Source organism: Vreelandella sp. H-I2 (assembly GCF_052959335.1).
This window is the reverse complement of sequence record NZ_JBRAMC010000001.1, coordinates 822,562-848,462: the sequence shown is the minus strand read 5'-3', so window position 1 is coordinate 848,462 and position 25,901 is coordinate 822,562. Positions and strand designations below refer to the sequence as shown.

Sequence of the window (25,901 nt, the reverse complement as noted above, 5' to 3'; positions counted from 1 at the left end):
CCATTTAGTCTTTAAAAGGCGGGTTGAAGCGGGCGATAAAGCGCGCATCAATCCGCTTCTTCCATTGCCACACCCACTTGCCTGCAAAACCGATTACCCCCCGGCTGGCGATAGCGTGGCCATCACCGGTTCCAATCAGGGCCAGCACGCGGCGGGGTGGCTTCCATGCGGTTAGCGCTTTGCGGTGGCAAGCGGCACGCAGATTATCCGCCAGAAGGGGCCCCATGCGTACCGCATAAACGCCTGCGCTGGGTAGCGATGGGGTAAAGGCCGCGCAGTCGCCGGCGGCAAAGATTCCTGGCTGGCCAACGACCTCAAGCGATGCGTTAACGCGGATAAAGCCCTTCTCATTCAGTGGCAGAGCAGTGCTTTTTAGCCACGGCTGGCCTACGGCGCCGGTCGCCCAGAGCACGATATCGGCCTTTATTCGCCCTTCTTCTGTGGTGCTTATTCCGCCCGCTACCAAGGCGTTGCCCCGTACGCCTGAGTGTACGCTAATACCCGCACGCTTCAGTGCCCGCGCCGTTAACCAGCGGGGCAGCCTACCGGCGCCGGGCAGTAGTGTTTTGGATGCGCTGATCAGCACGCCTTGCCAGGTAATATCTGGACGTAGATGGCGCAACTGCGCCAATACACTCATCAACGTTTCACAACCTGCAGCTCCCCCGCCAACGCTTACAATGCGTTGGATGCCACCACTGGGTAGACAGCTAACATCCTCTTGCAGCGCCTGCCAACGCTGATGGAGCGAACTTAACGGACGCATGGCGAGTAACTTGGGGAGTTGCTTTCCATGCTGCTGGGGTAGTGTTAGCGTTGAGCCGATATTGAACGAGGCTACGTCAAAATTAATGCGTTCACCATCTGACAACTCCACATAACGCGCCTGTAAGTTGATAGCGCTAGCGGGGGAAAGAATCAATCGAGCCTTGGCTCGCTGGCAGAGTGCCTTCACATCAATCTGTGTTTCTCGTAGCGTACATTCACCCGCTAGCCATGCTGGCACGCTGCCCGAATAAGCCGCGAAAGGGCTATCGCTAACAACAGTGATCTCGACGCTTGGATCAGGCTGCTTGGCAAAGGCTTCCAGTACAAAGGCATGAGTATGCCCTGCGCCTATAAGCAGTAATTTCACTTATCCCTACCTCGGCGCCAATTGAAGTAACGCTTCAATATCGCCAGCACCGTTTCAGGCTTGTGAGCGTTTTTCCATACGCCTGCAGCGGCCTTGGCTGCCTCGCCAAGCGTTGGGTAAGGGTGAATGGTGCCCAGTAGCTTGTTGAGCCCCAGGCCGTGTTTCATGGCGATGGTGAATTCGCCCAGCCACTCGCCGGCATTTTCCGCCATGATCGTTGCGCCAAGAATTTTGTCCTTGCCGGGCACGGTGAGCACTTTGATAAAGCCCTGGGTAGCGCCTTCGGCAATGGCGCGGTCGCTTTCGCTCATGCTGTAGCGGGTGACCTCATACGCTACGTTTTTTGCCTTAGCTTCTTTTTCGTTCAGCCCGACCCGCGCGACTTCAGGCTGCACGTAAGTGACGGCAGGCATAAAGCGGTAGTCCACCGCAAAGCTCTTCAGTTCACCAAACAGCGCATTGACCGCTGCATGCCAGGCCTGATGGGCCGCGGCGTGGGTGAGCTGATACGGCCCGGCCACATCACCGCAGGCCCAGATATTGGGGAAGCGGGTTTGTAGGCGTTCGTTAAGTTCCAATGTGCCCGCCTGGGTAGTTGTAATTCCCAACGCGTCTAGGCCCAAGCCTTTTAGATTGGCTTGGCGGCCTGCGCTCACCAGCAGGTAGTCAAAAGGAAGCAGCTTACGTTCGCCGTGATGCTTCACCACCAGATGATAGCCTGCCTCGTCGTTAAGCACTTCCAGCGCCTCGGCGTCGGTCATTACCGTGACACCTTCTTCAATCAAAGTATTTTCGACCAGCTCACCGACTTCCCTATCCTCGCGTCCCAGTAGTTGAGAAACCCCCTCAATCAGCGTGACTTGACTGCCCAAGCGGGCAAAGCTCTGGCTTAGCTCGCAGCCTATGGCCCCACCGCCCAGTACCACCAGACGTTTAGGCAGATCAGTGAGTGACCAAAGAGTCTCTGAGGTTAAAACGGGCGCACCTTCAATACCCGGTAGGGGCGGTATCCGTGGCCGGGCACCGGTGGCCAGCACCACATGACGAGTAGTCAGGGTTTTATCGCCGACCCGGATCTCCCAGGGAGAGGTAAGCGAGGCGTGCTCCTGGTACACCTCAACACCCAGGCTTCGATAGCGCTCAACGCTGTCGTGGGGTTCGATGTCGCTGATGGCTTGCTGAACGTGGCCCATTACTTGGGCAAAATCGACCTTGGGTTCACTCGCCGTTACCCCGAACCGAGGCGCATTACGAATCTCATGGGCGGCGCGGGCAGCGCGTATCAACGCTTTGGAGGGTACACAGCCGGTATTCAGGCAGTCGCCGCCCATCATGTGTTTCTCCACTAGTGCTACCTTGGCGTTCACCGCGCTGGCGATATAGCTGGTGACTAGCCCCGCTGAGCCGCCGCCGATCACGACAATGTCGTAGTCAAAGTGCGATGGGCGTGTAAATCCCCGATAAGCCTTGCGCCTCTTGACCAGTAGCACAATGCGACGGGCAATCCAGGGGAAGATGGCCAGCAATAAAAACGATGCGATGAGCGTTGGTGAAAGGATACCTCTTAGGCTTTCCAACTCCCCCAACTGACCGCCAGCATTCACATAGATAGCGGTACCGGGGAGCATGGCAACCTGACTGACCCAGTAAAAGGTGAACGTTCTAATCCGGGTGAGGCCCATCACCAGATTGATCATAAAGAACGGAAACACCGGCACTAAACGCAGGGTGAAGAGGTAAAGAGCGCCGTCGCGTTCTACGCCGCGATTAACCGCCTCAAACGGGCGCGGAAAACGTTTTTCAATGGGGTTGCGGAACAGAAAGCGGGAGAGTAAAAAAGCAAGCGTGGCGCCTAGCGTGCTGGCAAAAGAGATAATCAGCAGCCCCCAGCCAAGGCCGAATAGAGCGCCGCCCAGCAGTGTCAGCAGCGTTGCCCCAGGCAGCGACAGGGCAGTCATGAACACGTAAATAGCAAAAAAGATGCCCGCCACCTGCCATGGGTGCTGCTCGAAGGCTGCTTGAAAGTCGCTCTGGTAAGCCTTGAGGGTATCCAGCGTGAACCACTGATGGGCACCACTGACAAAGAACACGCCAATGGCAATGACCAGTAGCGTTGCGATCAGTAAACGTTGTCGGGTCACGGTAAGCTCCGGCGGCAGGGGATAAACAGAGTGAACGTTGCTAACTCAGTGGGCAGTCGTGCCGTTTCCTTACAGCGAAGCTGCTACCCCTTTCCAGCGTTGCCAATCTTCGGGCCGATCCACATCCCAAATGATGGTCGGGTAAACGGCGCGAAGGCCAAGCGTTTCGATACGCTGGCGGGTTGCGTTCAGCACCTGATGACTACCCCAGGGAATGCCTTCAAAAAGGTCCGGATAGTCGCGCTGGGTGCCGATCAATCCGTAGCCACCATCCTCAGCAGGCAGAATGACCACTTCATGGCGGGTTAGTTGCTGCGCGCAAGCGGTGATGAGTGCGCTAGTAATGCTCGGGCAGTCGCTGCCCATCACTATGGCGGGCCCAGGCGTATGGTTCAATGCGTGACGTACGCGTGCGCCTAAGTCGCCATTGGGCTGACGCTTTAACGTCAAGCCAAACTGCTCGTGAAGTTCGATGAATAAAGGGTGCGCATGGTCAAGCGCTGTCCATAGCGTGACGTTTTCGGCCGGTAGCGCCTGGCAAGCATTGGCGACACAGTGGCGCAGCAGTTCTGCATGGGCGTTGGCGGCGCCTTGATTACCCAGCAACGGGGCCAGGCGCGTTTTCGCCTGCCCGGCTAGCGGGGCCTTGGCCAGCAGATGGAGGTGCGGCAGCGCCGGGCGGTTGGCCAGCGTTTCAGCGGGCATCACGATACTCCTTGGCAAGTTGGGTTGCGCTGACGCCGCGCCAGTAGCGATAGCGCAGCCACCACATCAAGCGGATCGTTTTCCAAGCACCGTGTTGATCCCAGCGCCTTCCCGAGCTTATCACTTTCGCTGCCAGGCAGGCGGGTGGAGAGATCCGCTTGAGTCGTTTAGTGAGTTCGATATCCTCCATCAGCGGCTGCTCGGGAAAACCGCCAACGGCCTGAAACGTGTTGGCACGCACAAAGATACCCTGGTCACCGGTCGCAATGCCGGTGAGCCGTGAGCGCTGATTGATCATTCTACTGACCACCGGGAGCCAGCGGCTGCGACCGGTGAGCTGGATATCGAAACGGCCCCAGTCGTGCGTGTTAAGCGCGTGGAGCAACTGCTCGACGGCGCCCGTGGGCAAGTGGGTATCCGCGTGTAGAAACAGTAGGGCCGGTGCACTGGCATGCCGAGCCCCTAGGTTCATCTGCACGCCTCGGCCGGGAGTGCTGCTAAGCACGCGGTCCGTCAGCGGTTTCGCACTACGTACGCTGTCATCACCACTCCCGCCATCCACCACGATCACTTCGACACCCTGGGCACGCAGCGTTTGTAGCGCCATTAAATGGATTGCCAGTGTAGGCGCTTCATTAAGCACCGGTATTACGATGCTAAGACGTGGATAGCGTTCAGCCGAGTTCAATCACAAACCCTCCCGCCGCGTCCGCATCTGCGTGGTCGTGAGTGACCAGCAGGGCTGGCAGGCCGGCATCGTGCAGTTGATTAAATACCAGCGAGCGCATTTCTTTACGCAGTGCCGTGTCCAGCTTTGAAAACGGCTCATCCAACAGCACTGCCTGAGGCTTGGAAAGCAGCAGTCGCATCAGGGCTACCCGTGCCTTCTGGCCGCCGGAAAGCGTGGCCGGGTCACGCTCTTCAAAGCCCGCTAGGCCTACCTGTTCAAGGGCATGGCTGACCTGTTGACGCTTGTTTTTGATATGGCGAGGCAGCCCAAAGCGCAAATTGCCACCCACGCTTAGATGGGGAAATAGCAGTGGGTCTTGAAATAATAGGCCGATACCGCGCTTTTCAGCAGGGAGGCTTAGCAGGTTGCGTTCGCCTAACCACACGCCGCCACTGACGCTAAACTCTCGGCCGAGAAAACCGGCAATATAGGCTAACAACGTTGATTTCCCAGACCCGGAAGGACCCATGACCGTTAGCACCTCACCGGGAGCAATCGTAGCATCCACCGCCAACAGCTCGCGGCCTGCGAGGGCGATGGAAATCTGCTCAAGGCGTAGCGGCGCGTTAGTCGTAGCAGTCACGGTCATACCTTTACGTCGAAAGTTCACGGCGCCCGACACCCAGCAAACGGGGGAGTGCCAGGGCAAGCATAAAGCCAATCAGTGGCAGGAGCGCTTGCACAAGCGCCCATACTCCAATTAAGCGTCGGTTACTCCCCGACGCCAGTGCCACTGCCTCGGTCGTGACGGTCGTTACACGCCCGGCACCCAGCAGCTGGGTAGGCAAGTATTGGCCAATACTGATCGCCAAGCCCACAGCAAATGCCGTTAACACCGGTGCGAGCAGTAACGGTAAACGAACCCGCCAAAAAGTAGCGCTACGCGAAACACCCAGTGAGCGTGCTACCTGCAGCCAGCGTGGGTCCAAGCGCCGGTACGCCTCGGAAAGCGACAGGTAGACATAAGGCAGCACAAACAGTAGGTGGCCGACGATCACTAAGCTTAGCTGAGGGCGGATGTTCAGGCTTTCCGCTGCCACCACCAGGCCAAACAGAAAGGCGATCTGCGGCACTAGCAGCGGTAGATAAAGCAGCCACAGGGCGCGCTTGGGCTTTAGGTGCTGGCGGTGCTCGTTTTCCAGTGTCGCCAGTACCAGCGCCGTGGCAAGGGCCGAGGCGACAAGCCCAATCAGGGCGGTATTAACCAGCGGCGTGATCAGCATGTCGCCACTTCGCTGCCAGTGGTCAAGGGTAAACATTTGTGGCAGCAGATCAGGAAAACGCCAAAAACCGGCCACTGAAAACAGCCCCAGCCCGATCAGGGCGGCCAAGGCAATTCCACTTGAAACCAGTAACGCTGAGCGGCCAGCCATGCGTAGGGCGACTTCACCCCGATGACGGTTACCGTTAGTTAGCCAGCTTTGCGTTAGCGTGAGGATAAACTGTTCCAGCAGCCACCAGCATAACAGCGCCGCTAGCGTTACCCCCAGTTGCAGCACCGCAGCAGCCGAGGCCATAAAGCGACGGTTGATATCCGGGTCGTTAAACCAGCTTAAAATCGACACGCTCACCGTAGGCGGCAGCGTGGGGCCGAGAATCATCGCCATGTCGACCACCGAGGTGGCGTAAGCGATCACCGCATACACTGGCAGGCGAATCAGCGGGTAGAGCGAAGGCAGCACGGTTTTTAGCCAGGCAATCGTCGGCGCATAGCCCAGCGACCGCGCCAGCATCAGACGCTTTTCTGGGGCCAGTTGTGGTAGCGCCGCCAGGCTCATCAGCAGTAGAAACGGGACTTCTTTCAACACCAGCCCAGCCATCAGGGAGAGCCCCCACGGATCGTTGACGATCAGCGCATCCGGGGGGCGTTCCCACCCGGTTAGTGATGGTGAGATCAACCGCGCCACTAGACCCGAAGGGGCAATTAAAAAGGCCAATCCAAACGCGATAGCGGCATGGGGGATGGCAAGCAGCGGTGACACCAGCCGTCGAATGCCGCGGTCTAACCAAGTACCGCGGCTGGCGGCCAGAAATAGCACCACGATAACCAGTGCAATGGCAGTGCTAACCAGCCCGCTGGAAAAGCTGATGGCGACCGAACGACCAAGCCCTGGCTGGGCGAACAGCATTTGCCAAGGGGCAAAACTAACGTCGAGGCCGCCCAGCGCGGGCAGGTAGCCAAATGCCGGCAGCACTACCATCAGTAAACCCGCCCCAACGGGGAGTACTAGCAGAGCAATAACCAGCGCCGGGGCCAGTCGTAACATCGTTAGTTAACGCCGTAACGCTCAAGCCATGCCTCTTGTAGAGCGGTCATCCAGCTGGGGTGGGGTTCGGGCAAAGTGTTCGAGAGCGCGTCGGCCGGTAGCTCTGACGGGTGGCGTTCCCCCTGTTGGAAGCGCGCCTGATCAGCAGCGTCGAGCTGATCGATATCCAGCACGCTGCGGTCGCCCCACATCGCCAGTGACTGCTTTTCGGCCTGGGCTTGCGGCGAAAGAAGAAAATTGGCGAGCACCATGGCACCGGCTTTACGGGGTGAATTGTAGGGAATCGCCACAAAGTGGACGTTACCCAGCGTGCCGCCTTTCAGCACGTAGCTACGCACGCTGTCGGGCAGTTCATACTCCATGACCGCCACTGCGGCTTCGGTGGGGTAGAACGAAAACGCCAGACTCAGCTCGCCATCACTCATCAGCGTGCGCAGGTTGGGCCCTGAATCGGGGAAGGAGCGCCCGCCGCGCCACAGGTGTGGATGTAGCGCATCCAGGTATGACCACAGTGGCGCGGTTACCGCCTCGAAATCGCTCTCTGACACAGGCTGATAAAGTGCCTCATCCTGCTCGGTAAGCTCAATCAGCGCCTGCTTCAAAAAGGTGCTGCCGGTGAAGTCGGGAATGCGCGGGTAGCTAAACTGGCCGGGATTGGCTCGAGCCCAGGTGAGCAGTGCCTGCATATCCTGGGGCGGTGATTCGAGGTGGGCACTGTCGAAATAGAAAGTGATCTGCGCCTTTCCCCACGGTGATTCGTAGCCTTCGGTGGGCAGGGTAAAGTCGGTAACGACCTCGGGATTATCATCGGCGTTGGTGAGCGCAAAATTGGGCAAAGCCTCGGCGAAGGGGCCATAGAGTAGGTCGCTTTCGCGCATGGCGGCGAAGTTTTCACCGTTGATCCAAATCAGGTCAATGCTGCCGTCGTCGTGGTTACCGGCCTGTTTTTCCGCCAGCACCCGCGCTACCGCGCTGCCGGTGTCGTCAAGCTTCACATGCTCCACATCGACGCCGTACTGTGCCTGCATTTGCTGCGCTACCCAATCAATGTAGCGGTTGGTTCGCGTGTCGCCACCCCAGGCATTCCAGTAAACGGTTTCGCCTTCGGCTTCCGCGAGCATTCCCTTCCAATCACTGGGATCAAGGTTTGCCATTGCCGGTAAAGAGAAAGCCAGCGTCGCTACGGCAATTGTAGCGCTCAGGGAGTTGCGTTTATTCGGCATCGCATACCTCATCGTTAGGGAAATAAGAACGTTATAGGGAGGCCTGCAAGCACTGCAATTCACTGTGAACGTGATCAATAATCGGCAGTGAGAGGTAGTGCTCAACGCGGTTGCGTACGTGGTCTATCACCGCTGGGTCGGTGAGCTCTGCCGACCAGTCTTCACCGCGCTGATGGCTATCTTTGGCGTTTAAATGCTGGGCGCGCCACTTAGCGCTCCAGGTCAGCGACCATAGCCAAGTAGCCCGGCGGCAGGCGACAAGGGTGTCGGTATCGGGCGACTTTTCCATGGCGGCTTGCCAGCGGCGGTAAAAATTAACCACTTCCCCCAGCGACAGCACGGCCTGGCTATTGAGATCCCAGGTGGTCGAGGTGTAGAGCGACGTGTGGGCAAGATCGATACCCGGCAGACCATAGCGGCACTTCTCTAAATCCACCAGCACTGCGCGGCCGTCTTCGCGGATTAAAAAGTTGCCAGGGTGGGTATCAAAACTTATCAGGGTAGGCGTAGCGTCGCTTAAGCGGGTCGGGAGCAGATCGAGTTCCTGCTTGATACGCTGAGTAATTTTACTCGCCAACTGAGCATCGGCTAACCAGTTAGCCTGCTGGCGCACTTCATTCACCATCGCCAGCCAAGGGTTCTCAGGGGCAAGCAGTGGTGGCCGCGCCGCGGCATTAGGCAGCGATTGACTGTGTAAGCTGGCCAGGGCATCCGCGATGGCGTCCAGGTCTTCCGGCAGCTTTGCCAGGCGTCCACGGATAGCTTCTACCAGTAGCCCACCACGAGGTAGCGCTTCGCTTGGTGGCAGGATGTCATAAAGTTTAGGCGTGTGCCCGCCAGGGCTGGAGCGCTCATAACAGGCAGCCTGATAGGCAAGGTTCTCTTCCGGTGGCAGGTTCATCTGACTCTGCTTCGGCAGGCGCGCCACCCAGTCATCGCCATTGTGGCGATGAACCCATACATGATCGTGGGCTAGACCGGTATCCGCCATCGGCGAAAGCTCACGGTACGCAATCCCGGCCCGTTTAAGTTCGGTCGTCAGCGCTTCTAATCGCGCCTCAGTAGGTGTCGGCATAGAACAATCCGTGTTGTTGTTGGCTCGGCGATGCCACTTAGTGGCTGTTCTTATACCAACCTTACACGTTTCGTAAGAAAAAGTGGTTAAGAGATAACACAAGGAGCTAGAAATACCTATCGAACAGCTTGAGGGGATTCGCTTAACGAAAAGCGCCCACTGCATCGAGCAGCGGGCGCGTAAGCTAACGGGCGGTAATGAAACAAGCATTCCAAGACGAATTGGGCAATGCCTGGAATCATCAGTCCGCTGGTCGTCAGCCGCGGTTCGTTGAAGCCGCCACGTTTCTCGGTTGCTTTTCCGTGGTGAGACTGGCGCCGATCTCAAGAATACCGAGGATGACATGGGGCAGGTATATAATATCTGCGAAGCCGAATAGCCAAGGAGAAACCAGTAGTAAAATACCGCTAATCAGATCCATAGTGAGGTGTAATGGCATGGGAATCAGGTGCATAAGCCCAAGCTCATATTTCGTCATGATGGCTGAGGCTAGCATTACCACACCTAGAATGATCGGTACCCACTGAGCAGCACCTCCTGTGGCGAAGCCGAAAAGGAAAGGCGCCACGATGAGTAGCAGGCCCATCGCGTAATCGACCATCCCGTGTACACGAGTCGAAATGAAACGCATGGCTATCCTCCTTAATATGCCAAGTGATTAAAACGCCGGTTAAACGAAGCGTTAACCGACATCACTTTCAACATAGTCAAGGAGGCACGGGCGTCCAGTGGCAGGCTAACTAATTAGCGCATAAACCTCTAACCCAACAGCATTTATAACTTTCGTTAATCGGCGGTACTGTTCAGCACCGCCTTCTTTAGCTGTAAGTTATCATTTGAGCTTACTTACAGCGCCTCAATCTTGGCTCGCTGCTCTTCCAATAGCAGCTTGGTGGCTTGGAATTCGACCAGCTTGCTGCGCTCTTTTTCGACGACTGCTACGGGGGCTTTGGCGATAAAACCGTCGTTACCGAGTTTTCTCTCAATGCCCCCGATGAGCTTGTCCTGCTTTTCTATCTCTTTGTTGAGGCGTGCCAGCTCTGCGTCTTTATCGATCAAGTCCGCCATCGGGACCAGCACTTCCATATCGCCCACTAATTGCGTGGCGGAAAGCGGCGCATCGTTGGGGTTTTCAAGCCAGGTCACGCTTTCCAACTTGGCCAATTTGGATAGAAAATGTCGGTTGCTCTCCAGGCGCTCGGCATCCTCGGGCCTGCCTTTGGTCAGCAGTACGTCGAGCAGTTTGCCGGGCGAGATGTTCATCTCAGCGCGGATGTTACGAACAGCGATGATGACCCCTTTTAGCCACTCGATGTCCAGGCTAGCCTGATGGTCGACTTTACTCTCGTCGGTTTCCGGCCAAGCTTGATGCATGATCGATGCATCCTTGCCCATATAAGCGCCCGATAGTGGCGCGACACGCTGCCAGATCTCTTCGGTGATATAGGGCATCATCGGGTGAGCAAGGCGCAGGGTCATTTCCAGAACTCGCACCAGTGTGCGGCGCGTTCCACGCTTAGCTTCGGCACTGGCATTCTCGTCCCAAAGTACCGGCTTGGAAAGCTCCAAATACCAGTCGCAATACTCGTTCCAGACAAACTCATATAGCGCCTGTGAAGCATGATCGAAGCGATACTCATCCATTGCTTTGGTGACTTGGGCTTCGGTTTTCTGTAACTGCGAGATAATCCAGCGATCAGCTAGAGAAAGCTCAACCTCTTCACCGCTGGTACCGCAATCTTCGCCTTCGGCGTTCAGTAGCACGTAGCGCGAGGCGTTCCACAGCTTATTGCAAAAATTGCGGTAGCCATCCAGGCGGTTCATATCAAACTTGATATCGCGTCCGGTGGTCGCTTGGGAGAGAAAGGTAAAGCGCAGTGCATCGGTGCCGTGGGCTTCAATGCCGTCTTTAAACTCGTCCCGAGTGGCTTTGGCAATTGCTTTGGCCTGTTTCGGCTGCATCATATTGCCGGTGCGTTTTTCGAGTAGCTCATCCAGGGTAATGCCGTCGATTAGGTCGATGGGGTCGAGAACGTTGCCCTTGGATTTGGACATTTTCTGGCCTTGGCCATCGCGTACCAACCCATGTACATAGACGGTTTTGAACGGGACTTCTCCGGTGAACTTCAGCGTCATCATGATCATCCGGGCAACCCAGAAAAAGATGATGTCAAAGCCGGTCACCAGCACGCTGGAGGGATGGAAGGTCTCCAGTTCCAGCGTTTTCTCAGGCCAGCCTAATGTGCCAAACGTCCATAGACCCGAGCTGAACCAAGTGTCGAGTACGTCTTCGTCCTGGGTAAGCACCAACTCGGGATCGAGCGCGTGCTTCTCGCGGGCTTCCTCTTCACTACGGGCAACGTAGACATTGCCTTCGGTGTCGTACCACGCCGGAATGCGGTGGCCCCACCACAGCTGGCGCGAGATACACCAGTCCTGCAGGTCGCGCATCCAGGCAAAGTACATGTTTTCGTAGTTCTTGGGCACAAACTGAATATTGCCGTTTTCCACCGCTTCAATGGCGGGCTTGGCGAGGGATTCCACGGCTACAAACCATTGGTCGGTGAGTAGCGGCTCAATGACATCACCGGAGCGGTCACCAAAAGGCAGGGTGTTGTTAATGGCTTCTACCTGCTCCAGCAGGCCCAGGGCATCCATATCTGCCACGATCTGCTTACGCGCTTCAAAGCGGTCAAGACCTGCGTATTTGGCGGGCAGACTTGGGTCTTCGTCCGGCTGGGGCTGGCCTTTGAGATCGAATATCTCTGCCTGTTCAAGGATCGCTGCGTCTTTGGAGAAGACGTTGATCAGCAGGTGGTTCTGGCGCTTTCCGACTTCGTAGTCGTTGAAGTCGTGGGCGGGGGTGATCTTCACACAACCCGAGCCTTTCTCCATGTCGGCATGCTCGTCGGCGACTACCGGGATGCGCCGACCGACCAGCGGCAGCTCGATAAACTTGCCGACCAGCGACGCGTAGCGCGCGTCTTCGGGATTCACCGCCACACCGGTATCGCCCAGCAGGGTTTCCGGGCGAGTCGTGGCGACCACCAGGTAATCCTTGCCGTCGTCGGTTTTAACGCCGTCCGCCAGCGGGTAGCGGAAGTGCCAGAAGCTGCCCTGCTGTTCTTTGTTTTCCACTTCTAAGTCAGAAATGGCGGTGTGCAGTGTCGGGTCCCAGTTGACCAAACGCTTGCCACGATAAATCAGCTTTTCTTCGTGCAGACGCACGAATACTTCTTGAACTGCTTTGTAGAAGCCGTCGTCCATGGTGAAGCGTTCGCGAGACCAGTCGACGCTGGCGCCCATACGGCGTAGCTGGCGAGTAATATGACCGCCGGATTCGTGCTTCCACTCCCAGACCTTATCGATAAATGCGTCACGGCCGAGGTCATGGCGAGTTTTGCCCTCTTCAGCGGCGATTTTACGCTCTACCAGCATTTGGGTGGCGATACCGGCGTGGTCGGTGCCTACCTGCCACAGGGTGTTGTTACCCTGCATCCGCTTCCAGCGCGTCAGGGTATCCATAATGGTGTCCTGGAACGCATGGCCCATGTGCAGGCTGCCGGTCACATTGGGCGGTGGAATCATGATCGAAAAAGGCGTGCCCTGGCCGGTGGGGGCGAAACGGTTGTCGGCTTCCCAGCGCTCGTACCAGCGGGTTTCGATCTGTTCGGGTTGGTAGGTCTTTTCCATGGGGAGTTGGCTCACGGCTGGCGAGAAATGTGCAAAAGATAAAAAGGTATAGCGCAAGAGTATACCGCGTGAGCGGCGTAGCCGTCAGGTGCTACTCACCCTTGATTACTGATCGTTATGGCATGGGCAGAGAACCCGCGCATGGCGAGTAGTCCGAGAATGGGGCCGGGCAGCAGCCACCAGATCACCGCCAATGACTGGCTCGACCACAGCGCGGTGACCAGGGCGATGGAGGGAATGGTCAAGCCAAAGCCAATCGCGTTCATCATCGCCAGCGCCGCGCCTAACCGCTCTGGCGGTGCTGTGGCGCTGGCCAGCGCTGAAAATTGGGCGGAATCGGCAATCACGCTGACGCCCCATACACCTAGTAGCGCCAATAACAACCAAGGCGAGGCGCTGCCCAAAAGAGGATAAACCAAACACAGTGCACCCGAAGTAGCTAACGCCACGCAGGCCACTCGATCGCTGCCTATGCGGCGGCTAAATTTGCCCGCGAGTACGCAGCCGGGTAAACCTAACGCAATCACCAAAAAGCTCAGCCACGGCTGGGCGCTGTTTGAAGCACCCAAGCGCTCAAGCTCACGGGCAACCAAAAACGGCAACAGCGCCCACAGTGCATATAGCTCCCAACAATGGCCGAAATAACCCAGCGCGGCGGCGCGAAAGCGGGGTTGTTTGAAAGCGGCTAACCCGGCCCAGGGGCGCCCACTCTTGGCCGTCGCCGGAAGGTGCGGGCCAACACCCAGTTTGAAAATCATCAGAGCGGCGACCAGCGCCAACAATGAGGCCAACAGCAGCGGCCACTGCCAGGGCAGGTTCAGTGTTAAGCCGCGCAGCAGATGTGGCGAGGCAATGCCTAGCGTTAGCATACCCACCAGCCAGCCCAATGCCGCCCCAGCGTGACTGGGCGTCCAACTCACCACCAGCTTCATGCCCAACGGATAGATGCCCGCCAGGCAGAGCCCAGTTGTAAAGCGTGCCACTGCCGCCAGCGTTACGCTTTCAGCCACGCTGATAAAGGCGGCATTGATCAGTGCGCCGAGCACGGCAGATAGCGCAAACAGGTGGCTGGCACGGACGCGGTCGGCAAGGCCGGTGGTGGCAATCAGCATCGTACCGCTAATAAACCCGGCCTGCACGGCGATGGTTAATAGGCCCAAATCGCTTTCACTAAGGCCCACGGCCTCCTGCAGCGCCAAGCCAACGCCGTTAACGCTAAACCACAGCGAGGTGCCGAACAGTTGGGCAGTGACAATGACGGCTAAGGGGTAGCGGGTAAGCGGTGATGTAGGCATATCAAGTCTCTTCCGCTGAGTTAGCATTATTAACCGAGCTTGTGCGGCACTACTTCATAACCCATTTCTTTATAGCGCTGCCAACAGGCGCGTTTGGCAACCAACACTTGTTGGTGTTGATTGATGATCTCGGCAATACGCGCGTAGTGCTCCACGCCGTCGGGAATGTCGGGGTGCAAATTGAGTAGTGCGGTCTCTTCCGCGGGGATTGGCAACTGCTGCCAGCCTAGCGTGATCGGTACGCTGGCGGCCATTTCGCTATCTTCCAGGGCGTGGGGTAAATAAGCGTCCGGGCGAAAATTCCATAGCGCTGCGTCGGCTTGCTCGGCGAGGGCTTTATCCTCGCAGTGAAGATGCAAGCGATAGCCTTTGCGCCAGATGGTTTCGGCAAGCTTGCAAGCAAACTGTAAGCGCGCTTCCAGCGTGGTATCGGGCAAAATATAGAAATCAATGCGCGCCATCGGCGGCTCCAGCGATTGCGGATAAGGGTGCTGCTGATAAACAGCGCCGACGCAAACGTTGCGGCGGCATTGAGTGGGTAGCGTTAACGCTAAAGCAGCTTAAACCAGCTGGGTTAGCCAGCCGTACTTATCTTCACTGCGGCCATATTGCAGGTCGAGTAGTTTGGTACGGATGCGCATGGCGATCTCATTGCTGTTGTTATTGGCGTCACTTGCTGCGAGACGAATACGCTCGTTCTCAGTGACCAGCTCGCCCACCGGGGTGATGACCGCTGCGGTGCCGCAGGCAAAAACTTCGGTGATCTCGCCGGACGCTGCGCCTTCACGCCACTCATCAATACTGATGGGGCGCTCTTCGGGCGTGAGGCCTTCATCTTTAGCCAGCGTGAGTACTGAATTGCGCGTCACGCCTTCCAGAATGGTGTCCGTTAGGCGCGGCGTCACTAATCGGCCATCGTTGAAGACGAAAAACAGGTTCATACCGCCGAGTTCTTCGACCCACTTGTTTTCAGCAGCATCAAGGAAGGCGACCTGACCACACTGGTGAGCCTCGGCCTCTTTTTGTGCCGCTAATGAAGCGGCGTAGTTTCCGCCACATTTGGCAAAGCCGGTACCGCCTGCAGCAGCACGCTTGTAGTTTGAAGATAGCCAGATCGATACCGGCGCGACGCCGCCTTTGAAGTAGGCCGCCGCCGGGGAGGCGATCACGTAGTAATCGACTTCCTGCGATGGACGCACACCCAAAAAGGCTTCCGAGGCGATCATGAACGGACGCAGGTAAAGGCTGCACTCATCAGACGCGTTGGCTGGGGTAGGCACCCAACTATGATCCTGGGCCAGCAGCGCTTTTAGCGAGCCAATGAAGTCTTCATCGGAAAGCTCCGGCAGCGCCAAACGACGGGCGCTGCGGCGGAAGCGTTCGGCATTTTTCTCGGGGCGAAACGTCCAGATAGAGCCGTCGGCATGGCGGTAGGCTTTAATACCCTCGAAAATTTCCTGGCCGTAGTGCAGTACAGAGGCGGCAGGGTCAAGGGTCAACGGGCCGTAGGGGCGCACTTGATGGCCGTGCCAAGCGGCGTCGCCGGTCCAGCGGATATGCGCCATATGATCGGTAAAGTAGCGACCAAAACCGGGATTTTTAAGAATGTTGTCGCGAATCTCATCGGCCATCGGCTGATTGGATGGCAGGGTTTCAAAACTGGTTTCGAAGCTGGCAGTGGGCACGGCTGTTACTCTCCGCTTGAACCGGCCCTGTAAGAGGGGCGGTTGGGTGTTATTGACGAAACGCTAAAGATTCAGCGAGTTTAAGCTCGCTGTACCTTGATATATTCAGGTTTAACGGTTGCCGCACTGAAAGGCAACCGTTGAGCGCCGATCATGATGACGAATTGTGATGTTAGGCGTCGCTATTTTCTACTTGGGCGTCTGTTTCACGATCAAGCAGGTACTGGGTTAATAGCCCAACGGGGCGTCCGGTGGCGCCTTTCTGCTTGCCGGAGTGCCAGGCGGTACCGGCGATATCCAGATGCGCCCAAGGGAAGTGATCAGCAAAGCGCGATAGGAAACATGCCGCCGTGATCGTGCCTGCCGGGCGACCGCCAATATTTGCCAAGTCGGCAAAATTAGAGTCCAACTGCTCCTGATACTCATCCCACAGCGGGAGATGCCAAGCGCGATCCCAAGCTCCTTCGCCCGCGTCTAATAGGTCGAGAGCCAAGTCATCATCATTGGAAAGCAGGCCGGTGGCATGGTGGCCCAGAGCAATAATTGCAGCACCGGTGAGGGTGGCGATATCGACTACGCTGGCAGGGGTGAAGCGCTCGGCATAGGTCAGCGCATCGCACAATACCAAGCGGCCTTCTGCATCGGTGTTAAGCACTTCAACGGTCAAGCCTTTAAGCGTCTTGATGATATCACCGGGCTTGGTGGCATGGCCGTCGGGCATGTTTTCCGCAGCGGCAACGATAAATACCAGATTGAGCTTCGGCTTGATCGACAGTACGGCTTTGACAGTGCCGAATACGCTGGCAGCACCGCACATATCGAATTTCATTTCGTCCATGCCTTCGCCGGGTTTGAGCGAAATACCGCCGGTATCAAAGGTGATGCCTTTACCGATCAGCACGTGGGGCGCTTCTTCAGCATTGTCGGCGCCCTGATACTTCATGACGATCAGGCGTGTCGGCTCCTTGCTGCCGCGGCCAACGGAAAGCAGCGAGCCCGCGCCCAGGGCTTCCAGCGCTTCTTCGTCGAGAATATCGACCTCAAGTGCGCCTTTCGAGTCGCGCCCCAACTGCTCTGCCTGTTCGGCAAGATAGCGAGGGGTGCAGATGTTGGCAGGCAGGTTGCCCAGGGTGCGGGTGTAATTGATGCCTTGGCCAATCGCGTTGCCCACCAGGGCGCCCTGTTTGACCTGGGGAACCGCATCGGTGTCGCTGATAAATAATGTTAGCTTGGCCAAGCTTAAAGCCGGGGCCGGCGAGGATTTGAACTGATCAAATCGATAAATGGCCCGCTCAGCAGCCTCCATCACCTTACGCGCTTTCCAGGCCGGGTCGCGGTCCGCGAGCGGAACATCGCCAAATACCACACTGGCTTCGTCGATGGGCAGTTTTACCAGCGCTGCCATGGCGGCATCCAGCGCTTTGATAAAGGCTGCTTCCTGGCATTTTTCGCGCTCACCCAAGCCAATCAGTAAAATACGCTCTGCACCTAAGCCTGGCGCAAAGGGGACCATTTGTACGTTGCCAAGCGCAGCATCAAAGTCGCCGCGTTCCAACAATTGACCAATCAGGCGCTCGCTTGCGTCGTCCAGTTTGGCAACGGTGGGCAAGAGTTCGCTACCTTTGAAAACCGGAACCAAGAGGCAGGCCGTTTCGGTTTTGGCCGGGTTAGCAGTCTGAACGGAAAATTCCATGACGTCTCCAACAAGACAAGCATCGAGGGATTCAGGATAATGCCCCAGTGCTTTTGATTTTGAAAAGGGACTGAGGATAGTTTGATTAGTGTACCCAAGCCATCCACTTATTGCATGGCATCCTGTACGACTAACCGGAGAGCGCGTTGATTTTATTTCGGTATCTAACTCGCGAAGTGTTACTCACCATGTCGGCGGTCGCTGGCATTTTGTTGTTGGTGATCATGGGCAGCCGTTTTATCCGCTATTTTTCGGACGCGGCGGAAGGTGATATCCCTGTCGCTATGTTAGGCAGTCTGATGATGTTTCACCTGCCTGGCTTTATGGAGCTAATTTTACCGCTGTCGTTTTTTCTTGGCATCCTGCTGGCCTACGGGCAGCTTTATATGAACAGCGAAATTACCGTGATGGTTGCTTGCGGGATGAGTCCTACGCGGCTATTGAAAGTAACTCTGCTGCCCGCAAGCGTCGTGGCGGTACTGGTAGGTGTCTGCAGTATGTGGCTGACGCCCTATGGGGCGCTGCAAACCGAAACCGCATTGGAAGAGCAGCGTAGCCGCCTGGATGTTTCCGTACTGGCACCGGGGCGCTTTCAGGAGTTTGGCGGTGGTCGTACCGCTTACATCGGTAGCTTCTCCAGCGACGGTACAGAAATGCAAAATGTGCTGGTGCACGAGCAGAACCAGCAGGGCGATGAAGGATCTCATGACTACGTAACCCGGGCGGCATCGGGTTATCAAGAAACTCGGCTGAAAACCGGCAGCCGCTTTCTCGTGTTAGATGATGGCGAGCGTTACGGGGTGACCCCAGGCGAGCAAAATGCCGAACGGCTTACTTTTGAGCGCTATACGCTGCGTTTAGGACTGAACCGCGACCGGCAGGAGCTTGATTCATTGGAGTATGCGACCACATCCGCGTTATGGAGTGACCCAAGTCCACGTGCCCAGGCCCAATGGCAGTGGCGTGCGGGCCTGCCATTAATGGTATTCGTGCTGGCCTTAATAGCGCAGCCGCTTGCCCGGGTTAATCCTCGCCAAGGGCGCTTTGGCAAATTGTTACCCGCGGTATTTGTATACGTTGCGTATCTCAGCCTGCTGCTTGCAGTGGTCGATGCGATTGGCAGTAGTACTTGGTCCACCGCGCTTGGCGTATGGCCGGTACATGGATTGTTTTTAGGGCTGGGTCTGCTACTGCTGTGGCACTCGCAACGCAAGGGGATGCGTTAATGCTACGTATACTAACAATAGCTGACCGTCTCGATCGTTATATCGCCCGCAACGTGTTAGCAGCCATTGTCGTCGTTCAGTTCGTGCTGCTGGGCTTGGATATTACTATTGCCTATATCGATGACTTAGGCGATGTGCAGGTTGGTTATACCGCCTTTGATGCGCTGCTTTATCTGCTAATGCGCACCCCTTGGCGTTTTTACCAATATGCGCCGGTGGCGGTATTGATTGGGGCGCTGATTGGTTTGGGTAGTATGGCTTCGAGCAATGAGCTTACCGTTATGCGTGGTGCAGGGCGCTCGCTGGCGCGCATTGTATGGGGTGTGATGAAGCCGGTGCTGGTGGTCGTGGTCGTGGTGCTGTTAGTGGCCGAGTATGTCAGCCCGCGTACCGAGCAGTATGCCGAGGCGTGGCGGTTAGAAAAACTACAGGGTAAAGGCGCCATGCTGACCAGCCGCAGCGGCTGGCAAATTGAGGGCGATAGTGTCTACCGTTTTGGGGCGATTCGTGCAGATAACGTTGTGCTTGATTTAACCCGTTATCGTTTTGATGAACGTCAGTTAGTTGAAGCCACCTATGCCCAGCGGGCGCTTTGGGATGGTGATGCCTGGCATTTGGAAAATGTCGCTACCACGCGTATTTTCGACGATCACACTGAATCTGACCAGTCGGCGAGCATGGGCTGGGATACCGCGTTTACGCCCACCCAGCTAGAGCGCTTGTTGCGTGATATTGAGAGTCAGGCGCCTAGTGAGCTTTGGGCCTATGCCCAGTTTCTCGAAAGGCAGGGTCTGCAGAATGATCGGGCGCTGCTGTATTTTTGGCAGAAGATGCTGATGCCCCTCACCATGGGTTCGCTGGTATTGATTGCCGCCTCCTTTGTATTTGGCCCACTGCGTACCGTGGCGGCGGGTACCCGCGTGTTTTACGGCGTTATCACCGGGTTGACCTTTAAGTACGTACAAGATTTGCTGGCGCCAGCCTCGACGATTTTTGGCTTTTCCCCCGTCTGGGCTGTCCTTGTACCGACGTTGGCGTGTGCGGGGGTAGGGATCTACTTTCTACGTCGCAATGGATAATGCCGCAACGGCGAGCTATTACGGACGATGATTATCTAAAACAACCAACGGCCAACCAGGAGCCCAGAAAAACGATGGGAACACGACGCTTTACTCAGTTGGATAGCGTATGGCCAGCGGGCCTTGGACGCCGCTTAGGGGCCATGCTGTATGACGGCTTCTTAGTCACCGCAATTTGGATCGCGGTGACCGTCGCGCATATGATTTTTTTCCGCTATGTGCTTGGCCAACAGCCCGAAGAGGTTGGCACTACGTCCGGCGATATTTGGAGCCTGCGTCTCATGCTGGTGTTTTTTGTCACCCTGTTTTTTGTTTACTCCTGGACCCGGGGTGGTATGACACTCGGCATGCAGGCGTGGCGGCTGCGGGTGCAAACGGTGGGTGGCTATTCGCTGAGTGTAAAGCAGTGCCTTATCCGCTGTGGCGTAGCGTGGCTATCGCTGTTGGCGTTTGGTTTGGGTTACTGGTGGGTGCTATTCGACCCCGAAAGGCGCAGCTGGCCGGATATTGCATCGAACACGCAAACGGTGGTGTTGCCGAAAAAATAATTCCTACTGGCGTGGTGACAAATGCATTGTAAAAACATTGTTGCGCCAACAAGTTATCGTGCTTCTCGTGTCTGTTAAGACGAATAGCTATCAAAAAGCAGCGATTTCTACTTGAAAAGATGTATGCGAATCATTTACATTCATCTCATGACTTTTATGAGGTGTCGCCATGTACGTTTGTGTGTGCAAGGGAGTAACCGATCATCAGATTCGCCAGCACGTTAGCGACGGAGCGCGCAGCTGGCGGGAAGTACGCGAAGCAACCGGCTGTGCAACGCAGTGCGGCAAGTGCGCGTGCTATGCTAAATCTATCACCCGCGACGCCGTCCAGGAAGCACGCCAAGAAGCCGATATGGGTCTCGCTTACGCCGTGTGACGCGAATCACTATTGTTAGGGTTATCGTTAGCAAATATATGATTTGCTTGAACTTTTAAACACTTTATCTATACTCTCAGGAAAGCTGGGAGTATAGCTATGTGCGTCTATGCTTCTTCAATAACGTAACTGCTTGATCGCATTATTTAAAGGCCAGCTCAAACATTGGCTTAAACATCGGCATTACAGTAGAAAAGGTGACGTCATGAAAGGTGATATTAAAGTCCTCGAGCATCTGAATAAGGCGCTTGGCAACGAATTGGTCGCGATTAATCAGTATTTCTTACATGCTAAAATGTATAAAGATTGGGGCCTGAAAGCGCTAGCCAAATGGGAATACGATGAGTCCATCGAAGAGATGCAGCACGCTGATAAAATCATCGAGCGTATTCTGTTTTTGGAGGGCGTGCCCAACCTGCAAGACCTCGGCAAACTATACATTGGCGAAAATGTAAAAGAGATGCTCGAGAGCGATCTTAAAATTGAGCACGATGGCCGTAATGACTACATCGAAGCCATTACTTATTGCGAAAGCGTCAAAGATTACGTTACCCGCGATATGCTCCGTGATCTGCTCGCCGATGAAGAAGGTCATATCGACCACATCGAAACTGAGCTGAAACTGATCGAACAGGTAGGTATTCAGAACTACCTGCAGCGCCAAATGCAGATGGCTGGCGAAGAGTAAAACGCTATCGCGCGTATGTATAGAAGTAAGCTAGCAACCAAAACTAGCTAAAAAGCAGCCAGTCAGGGCTAACTGACTGGCTGCTTTCGTTCTAAAGTCCCCTTTAACCTATCGATTTTCCCGCTTCCCTTTTCCCCTATGTGTTCCTTCACTACTTACCCATCTTCGCGGCAACCTGGGTTTAGCGCTGAGGTGTGCCGATAGCCAACGGTGCTAACTTAGCCAGTGAGTGTCATAAGCCTGACATCGTTATGGTGTTGGATAGTTAATCGGGCATAGCAAGTTTAATAACTTAATTAGTCGTTTCTTAAGCTTACGCAAGGGATTAACTCCATCATGATACTCAAACGCAGACCAACCCTGTTGGCGCTGGCTGCTGTGCTGGCCGCCACGCAAGCGGCAGGCGCGGCAGATAAACATTTCAACCGCATCGCCAGTTTCGCGGTTCCCGATAACATGGCCGAGGGCGAGGATCGTACACGCGAGACCGCGCCTGAAATCATTGCTGCCTCCGGTGATGGCATGACGCTGGTGTATACCGATAGCCCGCTGGGCGTGATTGGGCGCATCGATATCAGCGACCCGGCTAATCCGCAACCGCTGGGTAATATCGTTATGGACGGCGAGCCTACGGCCGTATCGGTGCTCGGCAATATGGCCTATGTCGGAGTGAATACATCGGTTTCCTACAGCGAACCTTCCGGGGAACTGCGCACGGTCGATTTAGCCAGTGGCGAGATACTCGCCTCCTGCCCGCTGGACGGACAGCCCGATAGTGTAGCTTCCGCTGCGGCCCCCGGTGGGCGCTTTGTCGCTGTCGCCATTGAGAACGAACGCGACGAAGAGGCGGGCGATGGACGTGTACCGCAGATGCCCGGCGGTTCCGTGGCACTGGTGAAGATCAATGCGGAAGGGCTGGTTAACTGTGACAGCCTGCTCTACGCCGACGTAACCGGGCTCGCCGAGATCGCCCCCGAGGATCCCGAGCCGGAGTTTGTCGATATCAACACCCTGGGTGAGACCGTCGTGACCGTGCAGGAGAACAACCACCTGGTGGTGCTCGACTACGCCGGAAAGGTGGTGGCGGATTTCAGCGCCGGGACTGTCGACCTGGACGGCATTGACGCCAGCGATGACGGTGCACTGATCTTCAACGAGCAGCAAGCCGAGCGTCTGCGCGAGCCGGATGCGCTGCAGTGGATCGACAACGATCATTTTGCCATTGCCAACGAAGGCGATATGGATGGCGGTGCGCGCGGCTGGACGATCTTCAACAAGCGTGGCGAGGTGGTATACGAGTCAGGTACTTCATTCGAGCGCGCGGTGATTGAAGCGGGTCACTACCCCGATAAGCGTTCGGATGCCAAAGGCAGCGAGCCGGAGGGGATGGAGTTTGCGGTGTTCGAAGGTACGCCCTATGTCTTCCTGCTTTCCGAGCGCGGCTCGCTGGTGGGCGTTTATGACGTTAGCAACCTGGCCGAACCGCAGCTCACCCAGCTACTGCCCTCGGGCCTGTCTCCCGAAGGCGCCGTGGCGATTCCCAGCCGTGCCCTGTTAGCCACCGCCAATGAAGGGGATCTGGGCGAAGACGGCGGCCCCCGCGCCCATGTCATGATTTATCAATACCAGGATGCGCCAGCGGTCTATCCCACCCTGACCTCGGCGGGCGCTGATGAACTGATCGGCTGGGGCGCACTTTCCGGTTTGGTCGCCGCTGATGACATGCTCTACGCGGTCAACGACAGCTTCTACAGCGCCCAGCCGCGCATCTTTACCATCGACCCCTCAGCCTCCCCGGCGCGGATTACGGCAGCACTGGACGTGACCCGCAACGGTGAGCCTGCGCTAGGGCTGGATATGGAAGGCATTACTACCGATGGTGAAGGTGGCTTCTGGGTCGCTTCCGAAGGTAACGACAAAGGCCTTGCCAACACCCTTTATCATGTGGGTTCCGACGGCGAGATTATCCAAGGAATTGCACTGCCCGAGGCGCTCGCTCAACAGGCATTGAAGTGGGGATTAGAAGGCGTCACGCGCATTGATGATCAACTGTGGCTGACGGTGCAACGCCCTTGGAAGGATGACCCCGAAGGCATGGTCAAGCTGCTGCGTTTTGATATCGACAGCGGTGAGTGGGGCGCTGTTCATTACCCGCTGGATAGCGTAGAAAAGGGTTGGATCGGTCTCTCCGAAATCACTGCCCATGGCGATTGGCTGTATCTGATCGAGCGCGACAACCAGATCGGCGCCGAGGCTAAGGTTAAGCAAGTGACTCGCGTTGCCCTCGACGGCCTGCAACCCACCCCGCTGGGCGGTGAGCTGCCGGTGGTCGAGAAACAGCTAGTGCGCGACCTGATCCCCGACCTGGCCAGCTACAACGGCTTTGTGGTGGACAAGATTGAAGGAATGGCGATCAACAATAATGGCAACGCCTGGCTGGTCAGCGACAACGATGGCGTGGACGATAGTTCCGGCGAGACCTACTTCTGGTCGATACCACTGGAGTAGTTCCCTGCCTGTATCACTCTATACCGCAGCAGTATGGAAGCAATACATACGAGAATTAGGAGAATAAAGGTAGGATAAAAGAGATAGGAGAAAAAGCGAGGGCACGCATCAAACACGGTTATGTGGCTGATGTGTGCCCTTTTTTGTGGCGTGGCTCTTGTGTGGAGAGTGTCTTGTGAAGAGCGTCCTGTGAAGAGAGTGTGGCGGTAACGTTATGGAGCGCCTAACTATTTAGCGGCAATCGCCTCACCGCTGTCCACAAACTGGCTTGGTACCGCCGGCTCATCAACGGCAAAAGTTGCCCGGCTTAGGCGACGGACACGCTTCATAAACAGCGCAATGCAAAGAAGCGTACCTAGCGCGGCTACCACATAGCTTAGCTGTAGCGGTAGACCAAAACCGATCGGCGCGTAGGCTAAGTAGGTAAACGTGGCCATGGTCATAAAGGTGGCTGGGATCGAGGTAATCCAGTGAGGCTTACGCGACAGCACCAGGTACATGGTGCCTACCCACAGCGCGATCACGGCGGTGGTTTGGTTCGCCCAGGAGAAGTAGCGCCACAGCAGTGTGAAGTCCATGTGCGTTAACGCGTAAGACACCACAAATAGCGGTAGAGCGACCATGACGCGCTTCATAATCGGCTTTTGATCGATCTTAATGTAATCGGCGATGATCATCCGCGCGCTGCGGAAAGCGGTATCGCCAGAGGTGATCGGCAGCACAATAACACCGAGTACCGCCAGGGTGCCGCCTATAGCGCCGAGCATGGTGGTAGAAACTTCGCTTACCACCGCAGCAGGGCCACCGGCCGCCAGCACATCGGAAAGCGACTGGTCGCCATAGAACAGGCTCATGGCGGCGGCCGCCCAGATCATCGCAATAATGCCTTCGGTGATCATCATGCCGTAGAAAATTTTGCGACCATTGGTTTCGTTTTGAGTGGTGCGCGAAATAATCGGCGTTTGGGTGGCGTGAAAACCGGAAAGCGCGCCGCAGGAGATGGTTAAAAACAGCAGCGGGAAAATCGGTGCGGCGTCAGGGTGCATGTTCTGGAACGAGAGCTCGGGAATTGGAGCGCCCGTGGTGATCAAGCCGATACCGATACCCGCCGCGCTGAACAGCAGCAGGGCGCCAAAATAGGGGTAGATACGGCCAATGACCTTATCAATCGGCAGCAGGGTGGCAATCAAGTAATAAATAAAGATAGCGACGATGATCAGCGTTAATGACAGCGAGGTCATATTGGCCAACAGCGCCGCGGGAGAGGTAACAAAGACCGTACCGACCAGCAGAAGCAGCAGAATCGCGAAGCCATTGACGACGTGCTTCATCGCTTTACCCAGAAACTTACCGGCCAGTTGTGGCAAGTGAGCACCGTGGTTGCGGATCGAGATCATGCCAGTCAGGTAATCGTGCACGGCACCGGCAAAAATGCAGCCAATCACGATCCAGATAAATGCCACTGGACCGTAAAGCGCGCCTAAAATGGGCCCGAAGATAGGTCCCACACCGGCAATATTTAATAATTGAATAAGTGAGTTGCGCGTTGTATTCATCGGCACATAGTCGATGTCGTCGCGCATGGTGAATGCGGGTGTGCGTCGTTTGCGGTCAGTCACAAACACGCGCTCAACAAACTTCCCATAGGTAAAGTAGCCCGCTATTAACAGCAGGATCGATACGATAAAGGTGATCATCTAAGGTACCTAGAGCAGTAAAGGGGATGGGCGTACATGCCATTAATTAGCAAGCAGGTGCTTCTTTAGCCAGGGCGAATGTACAGATAAGCGCTATGAAATCACAGTTAGACTTTAGTTGGTCACAGCCAGCACGG

The 25,901-nt window shown here is 56.2% G+C and carries 21 protein-coding genes; 6 read left to right on the top strand and 15 right to left on the bottom strand.

Going from position 1 to position 25,901, the window contains the following annotated elements; genetic code table 11:
- Positions 1-4: 4 nt before the first annotated feature.
- The 14 genes from ACUVOF_RS04020 to ACUVOF_RS03955 all read right to left on the bottom strand — a co-directional run bounded on the left by ACUVOF_RS04020 (position 5) and on the right by ACUVOF_RS03955 (position 17,642).
- Positions 5-1,135, bottom strand: coding sequence for an FAD-dependent oxidoreductase (locus ACUVOF_RS04020; protein ID WP_447043133.1), 1,131 nt, complete (start codon positions 1,133-1,135; stop codon positions 5-7).
- Positions 1,132-3,276, bottom strand: a complete 2,145-nt coding sequence (locus ACUVOF_RS04015; protein ID WP_447043132.1) for an FAD-dependent oxidoreductase — start codon at positions 3,274-3,276, stop codon at positions 1,132-1,134. The genes ACUVOF_RS04020 and ACUVOF_RS04015 overlap by 4 nt, the downstream gene beginning before the upstream one ends.
- Positions 3,277-3,345: 69 nt before the next feature.
- Complete coding sequence (locus tag ACUVOF_RS04010; RefSeq protein ID WP_447043131.1) at positions 3,346-3,981, bottom strand: TIGR04282 family arsenosugar biosynthesis glycosyltransferase; 636 nt, start codon at positions 3,979-3,981, stop codon at positions 3,346-3,348.
- Entirely contained in the window at positions 3,971-4,669 is a 699-nt protein-coding gene (locus tag ACUVOF_RS04005) for a TIGR04283 family arsenosugar biosynthesis glycosyltransferase (protein WP_447043130.1), read from the bottom strand. The genes ACUVOF_RS04010 and ACUVOF_RS04005 overlap by 11 nt, the downstream gene beginning before the upstream one ends.
- Positions 4,656-5,300 carry an ATP-binding cassette domain-containing protein gene (locus ACUVOF_RS04000; protein ID WP_447043234.1) on the bottom strand — a complete coding sequence of 215 codons (645 nt, stop codon included), beginning with the start codon at positions 5,298-5,300 and terminating at the stop codon, positions 4,656-4,658. The genes ACUVOF_RS04005 and ACUVOF_RS04000 overlap by 14 nt, the downstream gene beginning before the upstream one ends.
- 4 nt (positions 5,301-5,304) lie before the next feature.
- Entirely contained in the window at positions 5,305-6,978 is a 1,674-nt protein-coding gene (locus ACUVOF_RS03995) for an ABC transporter permease (protein ID WP_447043129.1), read from the bottom strand.
- A 2-nt stretch (positions 6,979-6,980) separates the two neighbouring features.
- Positions 6,981-8,201 (bottom strand): ABC transporter substrate-binding protein, encoded by a 1,221-nt coding sequence (locus ACUVOF_RS03990; protein WP_447043128.1) that lies wholly within the window; start codon positions 8,199-8,201, stop codon positions 6,981-6,983.
- A gap of 31 nt (positions 8,202-8,232) precedes the next feature.
- The gene (locus ACUVOF_RS03985; RefSeq protein ID WP_447043127.1) at positions 8,233-9,276 is read right to left on the bottom strand and encodes an aminoglycoside phosphotransferase family protein; all 1,044 of its coding nucleotides are present in this window, start codon (positions 9,274-9,276) and stop codon (positions 8,233-8,235) included.
- Between the two features lie 256 nt (positions 9,277-9,532).
- The gene (locus ACUVOF_RS03980) at positions 9,533-9,907 is read right to left on the bottom strand and encodes an SPW repeat domain-containing protein (RefSeq protein ID WP_447043126.1); all 375 of its coding nucleotides are present in this window, start codon (positions 9,905-9,907) and stop codon (positions 9,533-9,535) included.
- A gap of 215 nt (positions 9,908-10,122) precedes the next feature.
- Positions 10,123-12,969 (bottom strand): valine--tRNA ligase, encoded by a 2,847-nt coding sequence (locus ACUVOF_RS03975; protein WP_447043125.1) that lies wholly within the window; start codon positions 12,967-12,969, stop codon positions 10,123-10,125.
- A gap of 95 nt (positions 12,970-13,064) precedes the next feature.
- Complete coding sequence (locus tag ACUVOF_RS03970; RefSeq protein WP_447043124.1) at positions 13,065-14,264, bottom strand: MFS transporter; 1,200 nt, start codon at positions 14,262-14,264, stop codon at positions 13,065-13,067.
- Between the two features lie 29 nt (positions 14,265-14,293).
- On the bottom strand, positions 14,294-14,725 hold the full coding sequence (locus ACUVOF_RS03965) for a DNA polymerase III subunit chi (RefSeq protein ID WP_447043123.1): 432 nt from the start codon (positions 14,723-14,725) through the stop codon (positions 14,294-14,296).
- 99 nt (positions 14,726-14,824) lie between these two features.
- Positions 14,825-15,949: a branched-chain amino acid aminotransferase gene (locus ACUVOF_RS03960; protein ID WP_447043122.1), complete on the bottom strand. Its 1,125-nt coding sequence runs from the start codon at positions 15,947-15,949 to the stop codon at positions 14,825-14,827.
- Positions 15,950-16,121: 172 nt separating this feature from the next.
- On the bottom strand, positions 16,122-17,642 hold the full coding sequence (locus tag ACUVOF_RS03955; RefSeq protein ID WP_447043121.1) for a leucyl aminopeptidase: 1,521 nt from the start codon (positions 17,640-17,642) through the stop codon (positions 16,122-16,124).
- Between the two features lie 146 nt (positions 17,643-17,788).
- Between ACUVOF_RS03955 and lptF the strand changes: the two genes are divergently transcribed.
- The 6 genes from lptF to ACUVOF_RS03925 all read left to right on the top strand — a co-directional run bounded on the left by lptF (position 17,789) and on the right by ACUVOF_RS03925 (position 24,067).
- Positions 17,789-18,868 carry an LPS export ABC transporter permease LptF gene (lptF, locus tag ACUVOF_RS03950; RefSeq protein WP_447043120.1) on the top strand — a complete coding sequence of 360 codons (1,080 nt, stop codon included), beginning with the start codon at positions 17,789-17,791 and terminating at the stop codon, positions 18,866-18,868.
- Complete coding sequence (gene lptG, locus ACUVOF_RS03945) at positions 18,868-19,947, top strand: LPS export ABC transporter permease LptG (RefSeq protein ID WP_447043119.1); 1,080 nt, start codon at positions 18,868-18,870, stop codon at positions 19,945-19,947. Before lptF ends, lptG begins: the two co-directional genes overlap by 1 nt.
- Before the next feature lie 74 nt (positions 19,948-20,021).
- Positions 20,022-20,495: an RDD family protein gene (locus ACUVOF_RS03940; RefSeq protein ID WP_447043118.1), complete on the top strand. Its 474-nt coding sequence runs from the start codon at positions 20,022-20,024 to the stop codon at positions 20,493-20,495.
- A 169-nt stretch (positions 20,496-20,664) separates the two neighbouring features.
- The gene (locus ACUVOF_RS03935) at positions 20,665-20,871 is read left to right on the top strand and encodes a (2Fe-2S)-binding protein (RefSeq protein WP_008959830.1); all 207 of its coding nucleotides are present in this window, start codon (positions 20,665-20,667) and stop codon (positions 20,869-20,871) included.
- Between the two features lie 205 nt (positions 20,872-21,076).
- Positions 21,077-21,559 carry a bacterioferritin gene (bfr, locus tag ACUVOF_RS03930; RefSeq protein ID WP_113268544.1) on the top strand — a complete coding sequence of 161 codons (483 nt, stop codon included), beginning with the start codon at positions 21,077-21,079 and terminating at the stop codon, positions 21,557-21,559.
- A gap of 336 nt (positions 21,560-21,895) precedes the next feature.
- Positions 21,896-24,067, top strand: a complete 2,172-nt coding sequence (locus ACUVOF_RS03925) for an esterase-like activity of phytase family protein (protein ID WP_447043117.1) — start codon at positions 21,896-21,898, stop codon at positions 24,065-24,067.
- A 227-nt stretch (positions 24,068-24,294) separates the two neighbouring features.
- On the opposite strand, the gene ACUVOF_RS03920 is transcribed toward ACUVOF_RS03925, so the two are convergent.
- Positions 24,295-25,764 carry a carbon starvation CstA family protein gene (locus ACUVOF_RS03920; protein ID WP_447043116.1) on the bottom strand — a complete coding sequence of 490 codons (1,470 nt, stop codon included), beginning with the start codon at positions 25,762-25,764 and terminating at the stop codon, positions 24,295-24,297.
- Positions 25,765-25,901 lie beyond the last annotated feature (137 nt).